Source organism: uncultured Massilia sp. (genome assembly GCF_913773735.1).
In the GTDB taxonomy this organism is placed as follows: domain Bacteria; phylum Pseudomonadota; class Gammaproteobacteria; order Burkholderiales; family Burkholderiaceae_D; genus Telluria.
This window is the reverse complement of the sequence record NZ_CAJYEB010000049.1, coordinates 188,567-205,889: the sequence shown is the minus strand read 5'-3', so window position 1 is coordinate 205,889 and position 17,323 is coordinate 188,567. Positions and strand designations below refer to the sequence as shown.

The window sequence follows — 17,323 nt, the reverse complement described above, 5'->3', positions numbered from 1 at the left end:
AAGGCGTGTCGTTGCCCGCTGTGGGTAAAGAACAACAGCTTCACCTCATCATCCTAGGCTATCGCAACCATAAAGATTTTCACATGGTCGCTATCGGCGCGGTGGCCTATCATGTTAGCTAAACGAAACAAATACTGGACACGACGGAGTTCCCATGACCACCATCCTGCGCAACGCGATCCCGGCCCTGCTGCTGGGGCTGGCCCTGGCCGGCGCGGCCCATGCCGCGTCCGCCGAGCGCGATGCGGTGGTGGTACGCGTGCGCACGGCGCCGGAAGCGCCTGCCAGGGCCGAGCCGGCGATCGTGCCGGAGATGGCCGCCGACGCGGGCATGACGGATCACCTGGCGCCGCGCACCATCGGCGCGATCGCCGGCGCCATCGGCGTGTTCAGCATCGCCAGCGCCATCCGCCGCCGGCGCGCCCGGGCCGGGGTGCCCGAAGCGGTCTGAAGGGCGTAGGTCATCGGGGGCGGCACCGGCAGGGCATCCGTGAGCGCCTTCGGCCGGCAGTGGCAGCGGACACGCGACCCGGTGTTCGTCACGTCGTCGGGCCGGCATCGACATCATGGTTGTCCGTCCACGGGCGCCCGGACGTCAAGGACAGCCAATCCCCCGTGCGCGATCGACGACGATGCGATTTGCGCCAGCGCGTTTCCGCCCGCCGGACACCGGCTCCCGTGCGTCGCAGGGCGACGTTATATCGATCCAGGCCGCAATGCGGCCATCAATCTTCCGCCAGCGCCAGCTTGTTCAGGCAACGCCGCTGGAAGTTGTCCAGCCCCTCGGTCACGAGCGTATCGTCCTCGTCGATGACCGCGCCGTCGATCAGCAGGCGCAGCTTGGCGATGCGGTCCCCCAGCGCCAGCGCCTTCGCCAGCGGCTGCTCGCCCGGTTCGCCGGCATGCGCGATGGCCTCGCACACGTCCGCCGGGAATTCCCAGTGCCGGGCCACCTGCGCCGACAGCGCGCGGCCGTGTTCCTGGACCGCCAGGCCGAAGGCGCGCGAACCCGGGATGCGGCCTTCCTGGCCGATGCGGTCGGCCAGGCGGAACGCCACCAGCAGGCCGACGTTCTGCATCAGGCCGGACAGGTAGGCTTCGAAGGCGCCCGCGGTCATGCCCGGCGCCATCAGGCTCGCCGCCAGTGCGCATTTCTCGGACTGGCTCCATACCTGCGGCGCGGCGCGGCGCGCGAAACCGCTCGACTGCATCGTGATGATGGGCCGGAACGCCAGGCGCGCCAGCAGCATGCGCAGGCCGTTCTGGCCCAGCATCATGATGGCCGCCTCGACGGTCTTGACGGGCGTCAGCGGGCGGTAGTAGGCGCTGTTGGCCTCGCGCACCACCTCGGCCACCAGCACCACGTCCTGCGACGCCTGGCGCGCCAGGTCGGCGTTCGACGTACCCTCGTCGCCCAGGCTGGCCAGCAGTTGCGGGATCACTTCGGGCACGCGCGGCACCAGGCCGGCCGCGGCGGCCGGGTCCCGCGCCAGCTGGCGCAGCTCGTCGAGGATGCGCCGCTCGACGTCGTCCGGCGCCTCGTAGCCGGCGCTGGCCGTCAGCCAGCGGTAGTAGGCGGCGTCGATTTCGGCGCCCGCGCTCTCGGCTTGCGCGTGGGCGTCCGCGGCGGCGGCGGTGGCCGCCTGCTCCGAGTTCCCCAGCAAACCCTTGATCCAGTTCTTCATAGTCCGTTCCGCCGTGCGCGAATGGCGGCAGGTTAGCACGCGCGGGCCCGCCAGCGCCAGCGAATCATCGGTTGCGGGGTGGCTCCGACCGGCGGTTCAGGAGCGCGCCGGCCAGGGGGAGGGGGAGGGGGCGGCGGCCTGCGCCAGTCGGCCGGCTGGCGGCGCGTCCGTCGCGCCAGGCGCCTCCCCGGCTGCCGGCGCCGCCGGCGCGCATCCTCCCGCCGCGCCGGCTTCCGGGCGGCGCGCGGCCAGGTGCGCGCCCAGGCGCTTGCCCAGGCACAGCAGGGTGAGCGTCGGCGGCAGGCCCCAGGGCTCGGGGATCACCGACGCGTCGCACACGTACAGCCCGGGCGTGGCGGTGCGCAGGTCGGCGTCGACCATGGCGCCGATGCGCAGGCTGCCGCCCGGGTGGGCGGCGAAATGGTGGCTCGCGAAGATGTGGCGGGCGCCGGCTTCCCTGAGGATGGCGCGGGCGATCTCGTTGCCATGGCAAAAGCGTGCGCGGTCGGCGTCCTGCAGCGCCTTGTCGACCCAGCGCGGGCCGATCCGGCCGCCGATGGCGTCGCGGATCTTGACCATGATGGTCAGGGTGCGCGCATGCGCGAACAGCCGGTCGGGACGGCCGGCCTGCAGCGCGAACGCCTGGTACATCGGACGCGGCAAGGTGAGGTCGGCCAGCGCCAGGCCGTCCGCCTGCCAGGTCGCGCCGGCGGCCATCGGCACTTCGGCGCCGCCCGGGCCGTGGCGTTCGTCCAGGTCGTCGACGCTGCCCATCACCGCCACCACCGGGTCGCTGAAAAACGCGGCGGGCGCCGTCATCAGGCCGGACGCGCGCAGCAGCCGCGGGCTGCCGATGCCGCCGGCGGCCAGCACCACCAGTGGCGCGCGCCAGCTGCGCGCGCGGCCGTGCACCACCGCCTCGACGCCGGCCGCGCGGCCCTGCTCGCGCAGCACGCGGGTGACGCGCGCGCCGCTCACGAGCTGCAGGCTGCTGCGCATGCCCTCGTCGACGAAATCGCGCGCCGTCCACTTGGCGCCGTAGGGACAGCCGTAGACGCAGCGCCAGCAGCCGCGGCGGCAGGACTGCGGGCGGATCAGCTTGTCCAGCCGGCGCCAGGGCAGGGCCAGGCGCCGGGCCGCGCCGGCGATGCGCGCCGCCATCGGGCCGACCAGGTGGTCGGGCAGCGGCGCCATCGGCAGTTCGGCGCGCAGTGCCGCCAGCGCCGGTTCGAGGTCGATGCCGTGGGCCGCGAACATGGCGGCCGGCGGCGGCGCGGCGGTGGCGAAGTTGATCGAGGACGTGCCGCCGAGCGCCAGCGCGCGCACCAGCAGCGAGCCGTCGCGGTGCAGGAAGGCGCCCTTGCCGGGCACCGCGGCCATGCCCGCCATCTGCCCCAGCGTGCCGGCCAGCGGCGCCGCGCTGCCCTGTTCCAGCAGCAGCACGCGGGCGCCGCGCAGCGCCAGTTCGCGTGCGGCGGACGCGCCGCCGGGGCCGCTGCCGACGACGATCGCGTCGAGCGGGGTGGAGGAATGGTCGGACATGGAGGGGGCAGGCGTCGGGGCAATCCCGCATGTTAACACGCGGGCCGGCACGCCGTCCGCGCGGCGTCGCGGCCGGCCATGGACGACGGGCCGGGCAGGAAGTGCGAAAACGCGCCACAATAGCGCATTGCGTCGTCGACGCCACCCTGATCGTTCGCCATGTCCGTTTCCTCGACTTCCCCGTTTCCCGCCTCGCCCGGCCGCGCCGGCATCAACCCCGCGCCGCTCGCGGTCGCCCTCCTGCTGGTCGTGCTGGGCGCCGCCTGGCTCGGCCAGGCCGTCGGCTGGCGCCAGGCCGCCCTGTACGTCGTCGGCGCGCTGCTCGGCCTGTCGCTCTACCATGCGGCGTTCGGCTTCACCTCGGCCTGGCGCGTGTTCATCGCCGACGGCCGCGGCGCCGGCCTGCGCGCCCAGATGATCATGCTGGCCGTCGGCGTGGCGCTGTTCTTCCCGGTGCTGGCCGCCGGCACGCTGTTCGGCACGCCCGTCAAGGGCCTGGTGTCGCCGGCCGGCACCTCGGTCGTCGTCGGCGCCTTCATCTTCGGCATCGGCATGCAACTGGGCGGCGGCTGCGCTTCCGGCACCCTGTACACGGTCGGCGGCGGCAGCACGCGCATGGTCGTCACGCTGCTCGCCTTCATCGCCGGTTCCGTGATCGGCACGGCGCACATGCCGTTCTGGACGTCGCTGCCGCAGCTCAAGCCGCTGTCGCTCGTGAACGAACTGGGCGTGGCGCCGGCGCTGGCGCTCAACTGGACCGTGTTCGCGCTGGTCTACGCCGTCACGGTCGCCGTCGAGAAGCGCCGCCACGGCCGGCTGGTGGCGGCCCACGTGCAGCCGCCGCACGCGTCGCCCTGGCTGCACGGCCCGTGGCCGCTGGTGGCGGGCGCGCTGGCGCTGGTGGTGCTGAACTTCGCCACGCTGGCGCTGTCGGGACGCCCCTGGGGCGTGACGTCGGCGTTCGCCCTGTGGGGCGCGAAGGCGGCGGCGCTGCTGGGCATCGACACCGCCAGCTGGGCCTACTGGTCGACCAAGGCCAACGCCGCCGCGCTGGCCGCGCCGGTGTGGAACGACGTCACCTCGGTGATGGACATCGGCATCGTGCTCGGCGCGATGCTGGCGGCGGCGCTGGCCGGCCGCTGGGCGCCGGTGTGGCGCCTGCCGTTGCGCTCGCTGGTCGCGGCCGTCGTCGGCGGCCTGCTGCTGGGCTATGGCGCGCGCCTGGCCTACGGCTGCAATATCGGCGCTTACTTCAGCGGCATCGTCTCGGGCAGCCTGCACGGCTGGCTGTGGCTGGTGGCGGCCTTCTGCGGCAACGTCGCCGGCACCCGGCTGCGCCCGCTGTTCGGCCTGGAGGTCGAGCGTCTCAAGCCGACCGCCTGCTGATCCACGGCGTCGCCGCTCCGCCGCGCTACGCGGCGCGCGCGGCCAGCGTGTCGCTCAGTGCCGCCAGCAGCGCGTGCACGACCTGCTTGTTGGAGACGTGGAACAGCAGCATCTCGGTTTCCGTCAGCGCGAACGGCCCCTCGTAGCCCAGCACGTCGCGCACCCGCCGCATCACGGCCAGGTAGTAGGCATAGGCCGACGCGTCCGCCACGCTGCCGTCCTCGATCCAGTCGGCCAGCACCGCGACGTGCGCGCCGGCGGCCGGACAGGTCTTGCCGCGCCGCTGCAGGTAGCCCAGCGCCGCCAGCGATTGCGTGTCCAGGGTGCTCAGCAGGCGGTCGCGGCCCTGCGGCACGGGAACGGCGGGCGCGTGCACGCCGTGCAGGAAGTGGATCGTGTTCAGCGCGAACGCGATGCGCGCATCGTAGACCAGCGCCCAATCGCTCCAGACGAAGCTCAGCCACTTGGACCAGCTCGAGATCCCCTGGACCGGGAAGGTGCAGCCGGCCTGCGCCTGCAGGTCGTCCAGCGAAGCGATGGCGGACAGGTCGGCGATGCCGGCGCCCGTGTAGCGCGCCGCATAGCCGGCAATGGTGGCGTCGCGATTGCTGCGCAGGGCGCCCCAGTCGCGGATCACGAAGGAGCACAGCGCGGCCATGCGCGCCGCGCGCGTGTCGGCGGGCAGGCCGTGGCAGGCGCGGGCGCGGGCGGCGACGGCCGCGCGCAGGGCGTTGGTGGCCGCGGTGCCCCCGCTGCCGTCGCCCAGTCCGAAGCCCATGGCCGCGGCGGTCGTCCTGGCCGCCGGCGTCAGCGGCCAGTCGAAATCCTTCAGCGTGTCCTTCCAGGGCGCCAGGTAGGCGGCGACCGCGTCGCCGAAGTGCAGTGCTTGCTGTTGCAGGGTGGCGTTCATCGTTTCCATCGGGGAGTGGCAATCAGCGCATCATAATGGTTTGGCGCTGAAATTGCTTGACTGCAATACGAGCCTGGCCCGCCGCCCTTCCGGTCGTATCGTGCAAGCCCCGGTCTTGCATGGGCTATATGGATGTCGTAAATACCGCAGGCACTCAGTCGTGTCGTGCCGCGGGATTCCTTTGCCGGGTGTTCTGGACACGTCGTCGACCTGGTGTGGATCTTCCTGTATCCAATGTCGTACGTCGTCGGACGCGCTGGGGGCTGCGATGCGCGGCGAACTGCGACCCCTGCTGCCGACCTTGCTCGCGCTGCTGGTGGGACTGGTAGTCATGCGTCTGCGTCGCGCGCCGGTGCTGCTGCGGCTGGCGGCGGTGGCGGTGATGTTCGGGCTGTCGCCGGCCGACGCCGCGACGCGGACCGAGGTGCGGGCGACGTGGCAGCAGCCGGCGACGGTGCCGGCGCGGATGGGCGCTGCAGCCTCGATCCGCGTTACGCGTTACGCGAGCCTGTCCGGAAACGCCGTTTCGAGCAGGCGGGGATCGACATCGACCCAGCTGAGCGGCGTACCGATCTGCACGACGGTACCGCCGCCGCCTTCGAACGACAGGCCGCTGCCGGCGACGCAGAATGCGGAATTGATGCCGACGGTGATGACCGTGTTCTGGCCATTCAGGAACTGGGCGGCTGGTTCCAGCGAATATTCGACGACCGGGCGCGGGGGCGGCGTCGCGATCTGGATTCCCATGGATAGCAGTTTCGCGATCCTGGGATCGGGGCCGGATCGCGTGCCCGGCATTCCTTCATTGTTCCCCACTTGCTGGACCGCCTGCATTTCCGTCGGCTTGTCGCGCGTCAGCGCAACGTGGCGCCCGCCGGCCAGGCAGTACATCCATGTATTGATGGCTTCCTGGAGGTTGCAAACACGGTAGCGCGTGAGTACTGTTTCGTTAACGCCGGCGGCGTCGCGCCGGTTCCACATGTGGGCAAGATGGCCGCCTTCGCCGACGATCTTGTGGGTCATTTCGAGATTTCCAGTGCTTCTGGTCGGCACGATTCCTCCAATGCGTTGACGATGTTGTCATCGTGGCACGGTTCGCGACCACGCCAGCGACGGCATGACGGCACGCGGACCTCTTGTTGCTTCCGGTGCACTAAATCATGATGAACCATTATTATCTTTGGGGCAAGTAATTTCCTGATTGAATTTTTCATCGAAGGCAGGGGCGCCCCGTCGCAAGGGAAACATCGCGGACTGCGTGACTGCTGTAGAGTGCCTATGTCGCGGCGTCCACGCGGCGCCTGTCTCTGGAGCGCAAGCATGGTAGAACTCCTGGTAATGCCCATCATCGGCCTGGCCTTCGTGGCCCTGTTCACGCGCGAAGTCATCGCGCCGGCCTCGCGCAATGCCTGCGACCGGCGCTGGCTGGTGCTGGCGAGCGGCGTCGGCGCCGTCACGGTGGCGGTCACGCTGGCCGTCGGCTGGCTGTTCGCCGGGCCGATCCGGCGCGTGGCGCTGTTCGATGCCGGGAGCGTCATGCCGGAGGCGGCGGTGGGGCTGCTGGCCTTCCTGCTGACCAGCTTCGTGTTCTACTGGTGGCACCGCGCCACGCACCGCGCCGACCTGCTGTGGCGGGTGTTCCACCAGCTGCACCACAGCGCGCGGCGGGTGGAGGCGTTGACCGCGTTCTATGCGCATCCGCTCGATTCCGCGGCCGCCATCTGCATCAGCGCCGGCGTCAGCTACCTGGTGCTGGGCGCGAGCCCCGTCGCGGCCGCCATCGCGCTGCTGCTGACCGGCCTGTTCGACCTGTTCCTGCACAGCGACCTGCGCACGCCCACCTGGCTGGGCTATATCGTGCAGCGGCCGGAAATGCACACCGTCCACCACCAGCTGGGCCACCACCGCCAGAACTATGGCCTGCCGCTGTGGGACATGCTGTTCGGCACCTGGTGCAATCCGCCGCGGCGCGCGCCGGTGCTCGGCTTCGACGGGGACAAGCCGGACCGCGTGACCGACATGCTGCTGTGTCGCGACGTGCACCGCCAGGGCTGACGACGGCCGCCGCACCGCCCCTGCGGCGCCTCACTGCGGCTTGTCGGTGTCGTGCGTATCCATTTTCATCAGCAGCCGCCGCAGGTTGTCGGTGACGGCGCCGGCGTCCGGCCGGTGGTCGACCGCCATGCGCGGGTCCGGTTCGAGGTCATTGTAGGCGCGGAGGCGGTCCTTCCAGTCGCCGATCAGCTTGCCGTACTCGCGCCCGGCGTCGCGGATCTGGCGGTCGAGGTCGAACAGGCCGCGCGCGTTGACGCGGCCCTCGATGAAGCGCAGCGAGTCGTTCCAGTCGACCTGGTCGGTCAGCGAGTACCAGGTGAAGCCGACCATCGGCACGCCCGCGTGCATCAGTCCGAGCATCTGCGACCACTGGCGGCGCAGCCAGATGGCGGCTTCGTCGCCGTGCGGACCCTCGTCGCGGTTGGTTTCCGTGTGCATCAGCGGCAGGCCGTAGCGCTCGTAGTACTGGCGCGCGATGGTGGTGTAGCCGAGCAGTTCGCCGGCCGCGTGGCGCTCGCCGTCGGGCATCACGTAGTGCTCGTTGGTCACGTAGTAGTCGGTGCCCAGCACGCAGTTGCGGCGTACCGCGTTCTGTTCGAAGAAGCGGCATTCCTCCTGCGTCATCCCGCACTCCTGCACGAAGGTGCGCGTGGCCGGGTCGAGCGGGTGGCCGTAGTTCAGGTCGAGCGTCAGGAAGCGGATCTGGTTGATCGCGTCGACCAGTTCCACCGACGCCGGCTCGCACGGATGGAAGTATTCGGTCGACTCGCTCTGGATGAAGATGGCGTCCGCGCGCCGCTGGCGCACCTCGTGCATGGCCAGCAGGTTGGCGCGCGCCAGGTGCTTGACGGCGGTGACGTAGGCGCGCGGGCTGGCCTGCTGCTCGTTCCACCAGCCGTACAGCGCCGAAAAGCGCGCGCACACGTACATCTCGTTGACCGGGGTGTAGAAGCGGATCCACGGATAGCGCGCGGCGAAGTCGGCCGCGTAGGTGCGGAACAGGTCGGGGAAGTCGGGGTTCTGGAAATTGCCGACCCAGTCCGGCACGCCGAAGTGGCACAGGTCGGCGATCGCTTCGATGCCCAGCCGGCGCAGTTCGCCGAACGCCTGGTCGGAGAATTCCCAGTCGTAGCGGCCGGGGCCGAGCCAGACGCGGTGCAGCGGCACGCCGTAGCGCAGGTAGTTGATGCCCATGCGCGCCACCAGGCCGAAGTCGGCTTTCCAGTTGCGGTAGTGGCCGCATTCTTCCATCTGGTCGCGCCGCACGCGCCCGTGCTCGAGGGTGGGATAGCTGTTCTCGATGCCGGTGGCGAACATGAATGGGATCATCGTCTTCCTTTCGCTATGGCGCGCGCAGGCGCGTTCACTTCTTGTCGCCCGGGAGGATCGAGCTCAGCACCTGCCGGGCCACGCCGGCCAGCATCGACCCCTCGCTTGGGTCGCCCTTGACGGCCGCCGTCATGAAGGACCTGGCCTGCTCCAGCGTGATGTGCGAGGGCAGCGGCGGTACCTCGGGGTCGGTCTTGAACTCGAGCACGACCGGGCGGTCCGACGCCAGCGCCTCGCGCCAGGCCTCGCCGACCATGTCGGGATCGTTGCAGTAGATGCCCTTCAGGCCGATCAGTTCGGCGAAGCGGTGGTAGGGCACGTCCGGGATCTGCTGGGTCGCCTCGAACTTGGGGTCGCCCTGCATCACGCGCTGTTCCCAGGTCACCTGGTTCAGGTCGCCGTTATTGAAGACGCAGCAGATCCAGCGCGGATCCTTCCAGCGCTTCCAGTACTTGGACACGGTGATCAGCTCGGCCATGTTATTCATCTGCATGGCGCCGTCCCCGACCAGCGCCACCACCGGACGCTCCGGATGGGCGAACTTGGCGGCGATCGCGTAGGGGACCGCGGCGCCCATCGAGGCCAGGCCGCCGGACAGCGAATACATTTGGCCGCGCTGCACCTTCAGGTCGCGCGCGAACCAGTTGGCGCAGGAGCCGGAATCGCTGGTGACGATGGCGTCGCGCGGCAGCAGCGGCGACAGCTCCCAGGCCACGCGCTGCGGATTGACCGGGTCGGCCTTGGCCATCGCGCGCTGTTCCAGCAGGCGCCACGAATCGCGCACGTCCTGTTCGACCTTGTCGCGCCAGGACTTGTCGGTCTTTTCCTCCAGCAGCGGCAGCAGCAGGCGCAGCGTCTCGGCGGCGTCGCCGTGCAGGTTGACCTCGGTGGGGTAGCGCATGCCCAGCATGGTCGGGTCGATGTCGATCTGGACCGCGCGCGCCTTGCCTTCCTTGGGCAGGAATTCGGCGTAGGGGAAGCCGGTGCCGACCAGCAGCAGGGTGTCGCAGCCGTTCATCAGTTCCCAGCTGGCCTTGGTGCCGAGGATGCCGATCGAGCCGGTGACCCAGGGCAGGTGGTCGGGCAGGGCGGCCTTGCCCAGCAGCGCCTTGGCGGCGCCGGCCAGCAGGCGCTCGCCCACCGCCATCACCTCGTCGGTGGCGCCCAGCGCGCCGGCGCCGACCAGGATGGCGACCTTGCTGCCGGCATTGAGCACGTCGGCGGCGCGGCGCAGGTCGGCCTCGTAGGGCACCACGCGCGGCTTGGTATAGCCCAGTCCGGAGAACACCGAGCCGTGCTTGCGCGGCGGGTCTTCCCAGGGCTCGTCCTGCAGGTCGTTCGGCAGCACCAGCACGGACACCCCGTTGCGGCCCAGCGCCGTGCGCATGGCGCGGTCGAGCAGGTGGCGCACCTGCGCCGGCACCGCCGCTTCCTGGACGAAGTCGGCGACGTCGGCGAACATGCGATCGAGGTTGACTTCCTGCTGGTAGTGGGCGCCGCGGATCGTGCGCGCGGCCTGGCCGGCGATGGCCAGCACCGGCACGTGGTCGAGCTTGGCGTCGTACAGGCCGGTGACCAGGTGGGTCGCGCCGGGACCGCCGGTGGACAGGCACACGCCCGGCTGGCCCGTGAACTTGGCGTGGGCCGAGGCCATGAACGCGGCCATTTCCTCGTGGCGCACCTGGATGAACTCGATCTTCTTCTCGGCGCGGTTGAGCGCGCCCAGCACGCCGTTGATGCCGTCACCCGGATAGCCGAAAATGGTCCGTACGCCCCAGTCGTACAGGCGCTCGACGAAATAATCACCGACGGTTTTGCTCATGATGTCTGCGTGTCCTCTGTCTGCGGTTGGCGGATGGGCGGCGCCACGGCGCCGCGAGTTGGGACCAAGGTTAGCACCGACACGCTCAGCCACAGGACACGTTATGCCAGCGAAAATGTTCTTGACGACGGGCAGCGCGCCGGCGCCGTCCGCGTAAAGACGGCGCGGCAAAACGCGGGCAGGTTGCACCGGCCGCGCCGATTTCTGGCACAGTAGCGGACGACCGCACGCTGCCGGCGCGGGCGCCGGGCGCGGTCGCACCATTCCAACGACAAGGACACCTACCTGCCATGACGACTTCCAGCTATCCCGATACCCGCCTCCTCATCGCCAACGAATGGGTCGAGGCCGAAGGCGGCAAGACCATCCCCGTGCTGAACCCGGCGACCGGCAAGGCGATCGGCAGTGTCGTGCATGCCAGCGTCGGCGACCTCGACCGCGCCCTGGCGGCCGCCCAGCGGGGATTCGAGGCCTGGCGCGCCGTGCCGGCCTTCGAGCGCGCCGCCACCATGCGCCGCGCCGCCGGCCTGCTGCGCGAGCGCGCCGCCGACATCGCCCGCCTGCTGACCCAGGAACAGGGCAAGCCGCTGGCCGAGGCGCGCATCGAGGCCATGGCCGGCGCCGACATCATCGACTGGTTCGCCGCCGAGGGCATGCGCGTGTACGGCCGCATCGTCCCGTCGCGCAACCCGGCCGCCCAGCAACTGGTGCTGAAGGAACCGGTCGGCCCGGTCGCCGCCTTCACCCCGTGGAACTTCCCGATCAACCAGGTGGTGCGCAAGCTGGCCGCCGCGCTGGCCACCGGCTGCTCCTTCCTGTGCAAGGCGCCCGAAGAGACCCCGGCCTCGCCGGCCGCGCTGTTCCAGTGCTTCGTCGACGCCGGCGTGCCGGCCGGCGCCGTCGGCCTGGTGTTCGGCGATCCCGCCGAGATTTCGGGCTACCTGATCCCGCACCCGGTGATCCGCAAGGTCACCTTCACCGGCTCGACCCCGGTCGGCAAGCAGCTGGCCGCGCTGGCCGGCGCGCACATGAAGCGCGTGACGATGGAACTGGGCGGCCACGCCCCGGTCATCGTGGCCGAGGACGCCGACGTGGCGCTGGCGGTCAAGGCCGCCGGCGGCGCCAAGTTCCGCAATGCCGGCCAGGTGTGCATCTCGCCGACCCGCTTCCTGGTCCACAACAGCGTCAAGGACGAGTTCGTGCGCGCGATGGCCGCCCATGCGCAGGGCCTGAAGCTGGGCGACGGCCTGGCGGACGGCACCACGCTGGGCCCGCTGGCCAACGCGCGCCGCGTGGCGGCGATGCGCAAGGTGGTCGAAGACGCGGCCGCCAGGGGCGCGCAGGTCGTCACCGGCGGCCAGCGCGTGGGCGAGGAGGGCAACTTCTTCGCGCCCACGATCCTGGCCGACGTGCCGCTCGACGCCAGCGTGTTCAACGACGAGCCGTTCGGCCCGGTGGCCGCCGTGCGCGGCTTCGATACGCTGGACGAGGCGATCGCCGAGGCGAACCGCCTGCCGTTCGGCCTGGCCGGCTACGCGTTCACGCGCTCGATCAAGAACGCCCACCAGCTGATGCACCGCATGGAAGTCGGCATGCTGTGGCTGAACCAGCCGGCGGCGCCGAGCGCCGAGATGCCTTTCGGCGGCGTCAAGGATTCGGGCTACGGTTCGGAAGGCGGTCCGGAGGCGCTGGAAGCCTACCTGAACACCAAGGCGGTGTCGCTGATCGGCGTGTGATGCGCCAGGACCCGGGCGGGCGCCGCCCGGGCCGGCGCCCGCAGCGTCGGCCCGCAGCGTAGGCCCGGCGGGTCAGGCCCAGGGGGTCAGGCCCGGCGCGTCAGGCCCTGCGCTTCAGGCCATGCGCGCCGTGCCCACGGCGTGCCCCTGCAGCCGGCGCCACGCGGCCACGTCGCCGGCCAGGCGGCCCAGGAACCAGCCGCTGGACAGGCCGAACAGGGCGCAGGCCAGCATGGCGAAGGTGGTGTCGCGGCCGAGCGCGGGCTGGACCGCCAGCGCCACCGACACCCCGTACTTGGTGCAGAACACCGCCATCATCATCGCCAGCGGCGCCCAGCTGCCGTGCAGGCGCACCCGGCCGGGCGCGGCGCCGGCGGCCAGGCGCGGGCGGCCGAACCGGTAGGTGACCAGCATCGTCGCGCCGGCCGCCACCGCCCATGCGGCCCAGGCCGGCACGCCGGCGCCGAACTTCCTGCCGATGTCTTCCAGCGCCAGCGCCAGCATGACGGCGGGAATGATGAACAGCTTGCGCATGCTCGTCTCGCGCGTGCGCGCCGCCGCCACGCCGCGGACCACGAGGAAGGCGAGGATCGCCCAGACATAGACGGGGGTGTGGCTCAGGATCTGGTTCAGCATGGTCGGCTCCTTGAAATTGTGCAAGAGTGGATCGGGTGATGCCATCTTGCGATGGACAGCGCCGCGGCGCCGGGGTTTGCGACGAGATGCGGCGGGGCGGCGCGAAATGCGGCTGGCGGGCGCCAGTGGTGGCGGCGTGCGGCGAGCCGGGGGCGAATCGTGCGCCCGTGCGGGGGCGCAAGCCTATGATGGCGAATGCCCGCTCGCCATGTCATCCGGGATGGTCCGGGCAACAGGAGTCCGCCTTGCATCCGTCGCCGCTTCCCCTTGCCGTCTTCGTGGTCGACGCGACCGGGACCGTCACCGACTGGAATCCGGCCTGCGAGAAGCTGGCCGGCTATACCGCGTCCGACATCCGCGGCAGCAGGATCGGGAACCTGATCGATGTCGACGACGAGGCCGGCGCGGCGCCGCGCGCGCTGGCGCAGCGCGAGGCCGAAACGACCGGCAGCCTGGCCTGCGTCGACGGCCGGCGCATACCGGTACGCATCATCGTGGCGCCGCATTCCTACGAAAAGACCGGCTCCGCTTCGTACAGCGTGATCGTGGTGCCGCGCAAGGCGCTGGCGCCGGGACGCCCCGGCCTGGTCCAGGACCTGGCGGTCGACGACATCATCGAGGGGCTGCCCTGCGTGTTCTACGTGATCGACCGCAGCGGCCACCTGCTGTTGTGGAACCGCCAGCTCGAGGAGGCGCTGCAGGTGCCCAGCGCGGCGATGCCGAGCCTGAACGTGAAGCGCTTCTTCGATCCGGCGACGCGGCCCACGGTGGTCTGCAACATCATGGCGGCCTTCGAGCACGGCGAATCGACCCACGAGGCCGACCTGGTCGGCCGCCAGGGCAAGCGCACCAGCTTCCTGTTCCACTGCGCGCGCACCAGCCTGGGCAGCCTGCCCTGCGTGTTCGGCACCGGGCTCGACATCAGCGCGCGCAAGCAGTCCGACAAGGCCCTGCGGCTGCGCGAGCGGGCATTGACGTCGAGCGTGAACGCGATCGTGATCACCTGCCGCGACCGCCACGAACACCATATCGAATACGTCAACCCGGCCTTCGAGCACCTGACCGGCTACACGCTGGCCGAGATCAAGGGGCGCGACCCGCGCTTCATGCGCGTGCCCGGTTGCGACGTGGAGGAGGGCCACCGCATCAGCGCGGCGCTGCGCCGCCAGCAGAGCGTGCGCGCGCTGCTGCGCAACGCGCGCAAGGACGGCACGATCTTCTGGAACGACCTGCGCATCGACCCGGTGGCGGCCGTCGACGGCGAGGTCACGCATTTCGTCGCCGTCATCAGCGACGTCACCGAGGCGCGCCACTACGAGCGGCGCCTGCAGCACCTGGCGCACCACGACCCGCTCACCGGCCTGGCCAACCGCGCGCTGCTGCAGGAGCGGCTCGCGGAGGCGTTGGCGGCGAGCACGCACGGCGGCGGCCAGGGCGCGCTCGCCTTCCTCGACCTGGACAACTTCAAGCACGTCAACGATACCTTCGGCCACGAGGCCGGCGACGCCGTGCTGCGCGCCATCGCCACGCGGCTGCGCGAGAACACGCGCGACGACGACACCGTGGCCCGCGTCGGCGGCGACGAATTCGTGCTCGTCATCCGCGACCAGCCGGGGCTGCAGGAGCTGGCCGACCTGGTCGAGCGGGTCCGCGCGGCCGTCGCGCTGCCGGTCGCCGTCGGCGGCCAGGAGATCCTGCCCGGCGCCAGCATCGGCGTGGCCGTGTTCCCGCGCGACGGCGCCACCCCGGACCTGATGATGCGCGCCGCCGACGCCGCCATGTACCATGCCAAGGCGCTGGGCCGCAACAACGTGCAGTTCTATTCGGCCGCGCTGAACCAGGCCGTGCACCTGCACCTGCAGTTCGAGGCCAGCCTGCAGCGCGCGCTCGGCAACGGCGAGCTGGCGCTGGACTACCAGCCCAAGGTCGACCTGCGCAGCGGCCGCGTGGTCGGCGCCGAGGCGCTGATCCGCTGGCGCCATCCGCAGCAGGGACTGGTCGGGCCCGACCGGTTCATCCCGGTTGCCGAGCAGACCGGCCTGATCGTGCCGATCGGCGAATGGGCCATCGCCGAAGCCTGCCGCACGCTGCGCGACTTCCACGCGGAGGGCATCGAGGGCCTCGTCATCGCCGTCAACCTGTCGGCGCGCCAGCTGCGCCAGCGCCAGTTCGTGGCGCGCCTGGCGGCCATCCTCGCGCACCACGGCGTGGATCCGCACTGCCTCGAACTGGAGGTGACGGAAAGCCAGCTGATGGACAGCCCGCGCGACGCGCAGGAGGCACTCGAAGGGCTGAAGCGCCTCGGCGTGCGGCTGTCGATCGACGATTTCGGCACCGGCTACTCGAGCCTGAGCCACCTGCAGCAGTTCCCGGTCGATACCATCAAGATCGACCGCTCGTTCCTCGGCAGCGTCCAGGACGACGGCCACGCGGTGATCACGCGCGCCATCATCGCCCTCGGCCACAACCTCAGGCTGGAGGTGGTCGCGGAAGGCGTGGAGACGCGCGAGCAACTGCGCTTCCTGCGCGCCCACCACTGCGACCAGATGCAGGGCTATTACTTCAGCCCCGGGCTGCCGCGCGAGGGCCTGCGCGACCTGCTGCGCAGGGGGACGCGGCTGGGCGACTGAGCCGCACGCGCCGCGCCGGCGCGCCGGGCCGGATCCGCGGGCGCCACGGCGGCGCGTGCGGGATCGGGGCGCGGCCGGGGCGGCATCGGTGCCGGGCCGCCGCCGTCACAGCCGCAACGCATCCTCCACCTGGCGCGGACTGATCTTGAGTACCCGGTCGGTCTTCTCGACCTTGAACCAGCGCTGCGTGTTGTCGGCGTTGATCACGATGGGCTTGCTGCCGTCGACCTGCCGGATGGACAGCTTGAAGTAGGACAGGCGCTCGGGCAGGTCGAGGACGACGTCGCTGCCCCACAGCAGCGGCGTGGGCGGCGCCGCATCGACCTTTTGCGCGGTGACGGTGCGGACCTCGGTCCAGGCCACGGTGCCGCCCAGCCAGGCGCGCGCGTCATACCAGGCCCTGCTGCTCGAGAACGGCAGCCTGGGGCCGCAGTCGCCGCCGTTCTTCAGCGTCGCCTGCATGCGGAAGCCCTTCGGCGTGAAGTCGAGCGGCCCGGCCATGCTCCGTTCGCCGTTCCCGGACGTGGCGGTGAACGTCACCGATCCCGGCAGGATCGTGTAGGCGGGGCCGTTCTGCACGGCATAGTTCAGCGAGTAGTCGCGCTGGCCGACGCAGTGCGGATTGCCGGACTCGAACGGCGCGCTGGCCGCCCGCGGCTCCTGCGTATCGCTGGCGTAGCCGACTTCCAGCGCATAGTCGCCGAGCTTGGGCGGCACGGCGACCACGAGGCTGCGGTAGTTCTTCTTCGCCTCGTAGTTGCGGAACACGTGCTTGACGCGTTCCCAGAACTCCTTGCGGTCGGCGACGACGAGGCTGCCCGTGACGTTCCTGAAGCCGTCCACCGTCGCGAAGGTACTGGCGGGGCAGTGGAAGGCGAGCATGGCGTCGGTCTGGCTTGCCAGCGTGCACGACTGGCCATCCATCTCCAGCCTGGCCGGGCCATAGGCAAGGAAGCTGCCTTCGACGACCAGCCGCACCGGCGCGGCACCGGTCGGCGCCAGCAGGTGGTCGGGCCGGATGCGGGCGATGCGCGGGCTCTTGTCCGCCAGCGGCAGGCGCGCCACGGCGTTTTCCACGGTCTTCGAGATGTCGCCCAGCTTGTCCAGCGGCGCGGTGGTGGCCGCCTTGGCGGCGGCGATGGTGTTCTCCGCGCCCTGGAACAGCGCTTGCTGCTGCTTGTCGAGATCCTTGAAGGTCTTGTCCTGCACCGTCAGCGCCGCGTGCTCGACCTCGCTGATCGTGACCAGGAGGTGCTGGCGGATCTGGAAGCTGTTCACGCTGGCCGTCTGGTCCAGCTGGTGGATGATGTCCTGTGCCGCGCGTTTGAGGTTGTCGACCACGTTTGCGACCACCATGTCCGCACCCGGGGTGCCCTGGGCCGAACACATGGTCGAGATGAACAATCCGGTCAAGCCGAGCAGCCGTTTCATGACGCCTCCTTTGGACGGGTTGATAGAGCGGGATGTCCCGACGATAGCGTGTATGGACGAGGTGGCGTTGCGCCGTGCCGGTGCCGATCGCTTGATGTGACGCAATGGCAAGCACGACGGTAGCAGTTCTGGATTGCTTTAGATCATCATGTAATTCCAAA

General features: G+C 70.6%; 14 protein-coding genes. 5 read left to right on the top strand and 9 right to left on the bottom strand.

Annotated features, from left to right (window positions below):
* Nucleotides 1–154 precede the first annotated feature (154 nt).
* A complete protein-coding gene (locus tag QZ749_RS24895; RefSeq protein ID WP_296953048.1) occupies nucleotides 155–451 on the top strand; it encodes a hypothetical protein in 297 nt (98 codons plus the stop codon).
* A gap of 274 nt (nucleotides 452–725) precedes the next feature.
* Here the strand turns inward: QZ749_RS24895 and QZ749_RS24890 are convergent, their stop codons facing one another.
* From QZ749_RS24890 to QZ749_RS24880, 3 genes are all read right to left on the bottom strand, one after another.
* Nucleotides 726–1,685: an HDOD domain-containing protein gene (locus QZ749_RS24890; protein WP_296953046.1), complete on the bottom strand. Its 960-nt coding sequence runs from the start codon at nucleotides 1,683–1,685 to the stop codon at nucleotides 726–728.
* Nucleotides 1,686–1,781: 96 nt separating this feature from the next.
* A complete protein-coding gene (locus QZ749_RS24885) occupies nucleotides 1,782–3,227 on the bottom strand; it encodes a GMC family oxidoreductase N-terminal domain-containing protein (RefSeq protein ID WP_296953045.1) in 1,446 nt (481 codons plus the stop codon).
* Between the two features lie 32 nt (nucleotides 3,228–3,259).
* Complete coding sequence (locus QZ749_RS24880) at nucleotides 3,260–3,388, bottom strand: hypothetical protein (protein ID WP_296953044.1); 129 nt, start codon at nucleotides 3,386–3,388, stop codon at nucleotides 3,260–3,262.
* Here QZ749_RS24880 and QZ749_RS24875 point away from each other — a divergent pair.
* Nucleotides 3,387–4,613, top strand: coding sequence for a YeeE/YedE family protein (locus QZ749_RS24875; protein WP_296953043.1), 1,227 nt, complete (start codon nucleotides 3,387–3,389; stop codon nucleotides 4,611–4,613). The genes QZ749_RS24880 and QZ749_RS24875 overlap by 2 nt on opposite strands.
* 25 nt (nucleotides 4,614–4,638) lie before the next feature.
* On the opposite strand, the gene QZ749_RS24870 is transcribed toward QZ749_RS24875, so the two are convergent.
* Nucleotides 4,639–5,523 carry a hypothetical protein gene (locus tag QZ749_RS24870; protein ID WP_296953041.1) on the bottom strand — a complete coding sequence of 295 codons (885 nt, stop codon included), beginning with the start codon at nucleotides 5,521–5,523 and terminating at the stop codon, nucleotides 4,639–4,641.
* Between the two features lie 498 nt (nucleotides 5,524–6,021).
* Nucleotides 6,022–6,546 (bottom strand): hypothetical protein, encoded by a 525-nt coding sequence (locus QZ749_RS24865; protein WP_296953039.1) that lies wholly within the window; start codon nucleotides 6,544–6,546, stop codon nucleotides 6,022–6,024.
* A gap of 297 nt (nucleotides 6,547–6,843) precedes the next feature.
* Here QZ749_RS24865 and QZ749_RS24860 point away from each other — a divergent pair, with 297 nt between their 5' ends.
* Nucleotides 6,844–7,578, top strand: coding sequence for a sterol desaturase family protein (locus tag QZ749_RS24860; RefSeq protein WP_296953037.1), 735 nt, complete (start codon nucleotides 6,844–6,846; stop codon nucleotides 7,576–7,578).
* Nucleotides 7,579–7,608: 30 nt separating this feature from the next.
* Here QZ749_RS24860 and QZ749_RS24855 read toward each other — a convergent pair whose 3' ends face one another.
* Both QZ749_RS24855 and QZ749_RS24850 read right to left on the bottom strand, forming a co-directional pair.
* Nucleotides 7,609–8,907 carry a family 1 glycosylhydrolase gene (locus QZ749_RS24855; protein WP_296953036.1) on the bottom strand — a complete coding sequence of 433 codons (1,299 nt, stop codon included), beginning with the start codon at nucleotides 8,905–8,907 and terminating at the stop codon, nucleotides 7,609–7,611.
* Between the two features lie 34 nt (nucleotides 8,908–8,941).
* Nucleotides 8,942–10,729, bottom strand: coding sequence for a thiamine pyrophosphate-requiring protein (locus QZ749_RS24850; RefSeq protein WP_296953035.1), 1,788 nt, complete (start codon nucleotides 10,727–10,729; stop codon nucleotides 8,942–8,944).
* Between the two features lie 290 nt (nucleotides 10,730–11,019).
* Here QZ749_RS24850 and QZ749_RS24845 point away from each other — a divergent pair, with 290 nt between their 5' ends.
* Nucleotides 11,020–12,465: an NAD-dependent succinate-semialdehyde dehydrogenase gene (locus QZ749_RS24845; RefSeq protein ID WP_296953033.1), complete on the top strand. Its 1,446-nt coding sequence runs from the start codon at nucleotides 11,020–11,022 to the stop codon at nucleotides 12,463–12,465.
* Nucleotides 12,466–12,579: 114 nt separating this feature from the next.
* Here the strand turns inward: QZ749_RS24845 and QZ749_RS24840 are convergent, their stop codons facing one another.
* On the bottom strand, nucleotides 12,580–13,101 hold the full coding sequence (locus QZ749_RS24840) for a DUF6622 family protein (RefSeq protein WP_296953031.1): 522 nt from the start codon (nucleotides 13,099–13,101) through the stop codon (nucleotides 12,580–12,582).
* 245 nt (nucleotides 13,102–13,346) lie between these two features.
* Here QZ749_RS24840 and QZ749_RS24835 point away from each other — a divergent pair, with 245 nt between their 5' ends.
* Entirely contained in the window at nucleotides 13,347–15,731 is a 2,385-nt protein-coding gene (locus QZ749_RS24835; protein WP_296953029.1) for an EAL domain-containing protein, read from the top strand.
* Between the two features lie 105 nt (nucleotides 15,732–15,836).
* Here the strand turns inward: QZ749_RS24835 and QZ749_RS24830 are convergent, their stop codons facing one another.
* Nucleotides 15,837–17,162 (bottom strand): hypothetical protein, encoded by a 1,326-nt coding sequence (locus QZ749_RS24830; RefSeq protein ID WP_296953027.1) that lies wholly within the window; start codon nucleotides 17,160–17,162, stop codon nucleotides 15,837–15,839.
* Between the last annotated feature and the right edge of the window lie 161 nt (nucleotides 17,163–17,323).

Excerpts from the sequence above, each read along its gene's own strand:
- QZ749_RS24870 (WP_296953041.1), bottom strand. The coding sequence starts at position 5,523 with ATGAACGCCACCCTGCAACAGCAAGCACTGCACTTCGGCGACGCGGTC.
- QZ749_RS24855 (WP_296953036.1), bottom strand. The coding sequence starts at position 8,907 with ATGATCCCATTCATGTTCGCCACCGGCATCGAGAACAGCTATCCCACC.
- QZ749_RS24830 (WP_296953027.1), bottom strand. The coding sequence starts at position 17,162 with ATGAAACGGCTGCTCGGCTTGACCGGATTGTTCATCTCGACCATGTGT.
- QZ749_RS24885 (WP_296953045.1), bottom strand. The coding sequence starts at position 3,227 with ATGTCCGACCATTCCTCCACCCCGCTCGACGCGATCGTCGTCGGCAGC.
- QZ749_RS24880 (WP_296953044.1), bottom strand. The coding sequence starts at position 3,388 with ATGGCGAACGATCAGGGTGGCGTCGACGACGCAATGCGCTATTGTGGC.
- QZ749_RS24890 (WP_296953046.1), bottom strand. The coding sequence starts at position 1,685 with ATGAAGAACTGGATCAAGGGTTTGCTGGGGAACTCGGAGCAGGCGGCC.
- QZ749_RS24895 (WP_296953048.1), top strand. The coding sequence starts at position 155 with ATGACCACCATCCTGCGCAACGCGATCCCGGCCCTGCTGCTGGGGCTG.
- QZ749_RS24860 (WP_296953037.1), top strand. The coding sequence starts at position 6,844 with ATGGTAGAACTCCTGGTAATGCCCATCATCGGCCTGGCCTTCGTGGCC.
- QZ749_RS24850 (WP_296953035.1), bottom strand. The coding sequence starts at position 10,729 with ATGAGCAAAACCGTCGGTGATTATTTCGTCGAGCGCCTGTACGACTGG.
- QZ749_RS24865 (WP_296953039.1), bottom strand. The coding sequence starts at position 6,546 with ATGACCCACAAGATCGTCGGCGAAGGCGGCCATCTTGCCCACATGTGG.
- QZ749_RS24845 (WP_296953033.1), top strand. The coding sequence starts at position 11,020 with ATGACGACTTCCAGCTATCCCGATACCCGCCTCCTCATCGCCAACGAA.
- QZ749_RS24840 (WP_296953031.1), bottom strand. The coding sequence starts at position 13,101 with ATGCTGAACCAGATCCTGAGCCACACCCCCGTCTATGTCTGGGCGATC.
- QZ749_RS24875 (WP_296953043.1), top strand. The coding sequence starts at position 3,387 with ATGTCCGTTTCCTCGACTTCCCCGTTTCCCGCCTCGCCCGGCCGCGCC.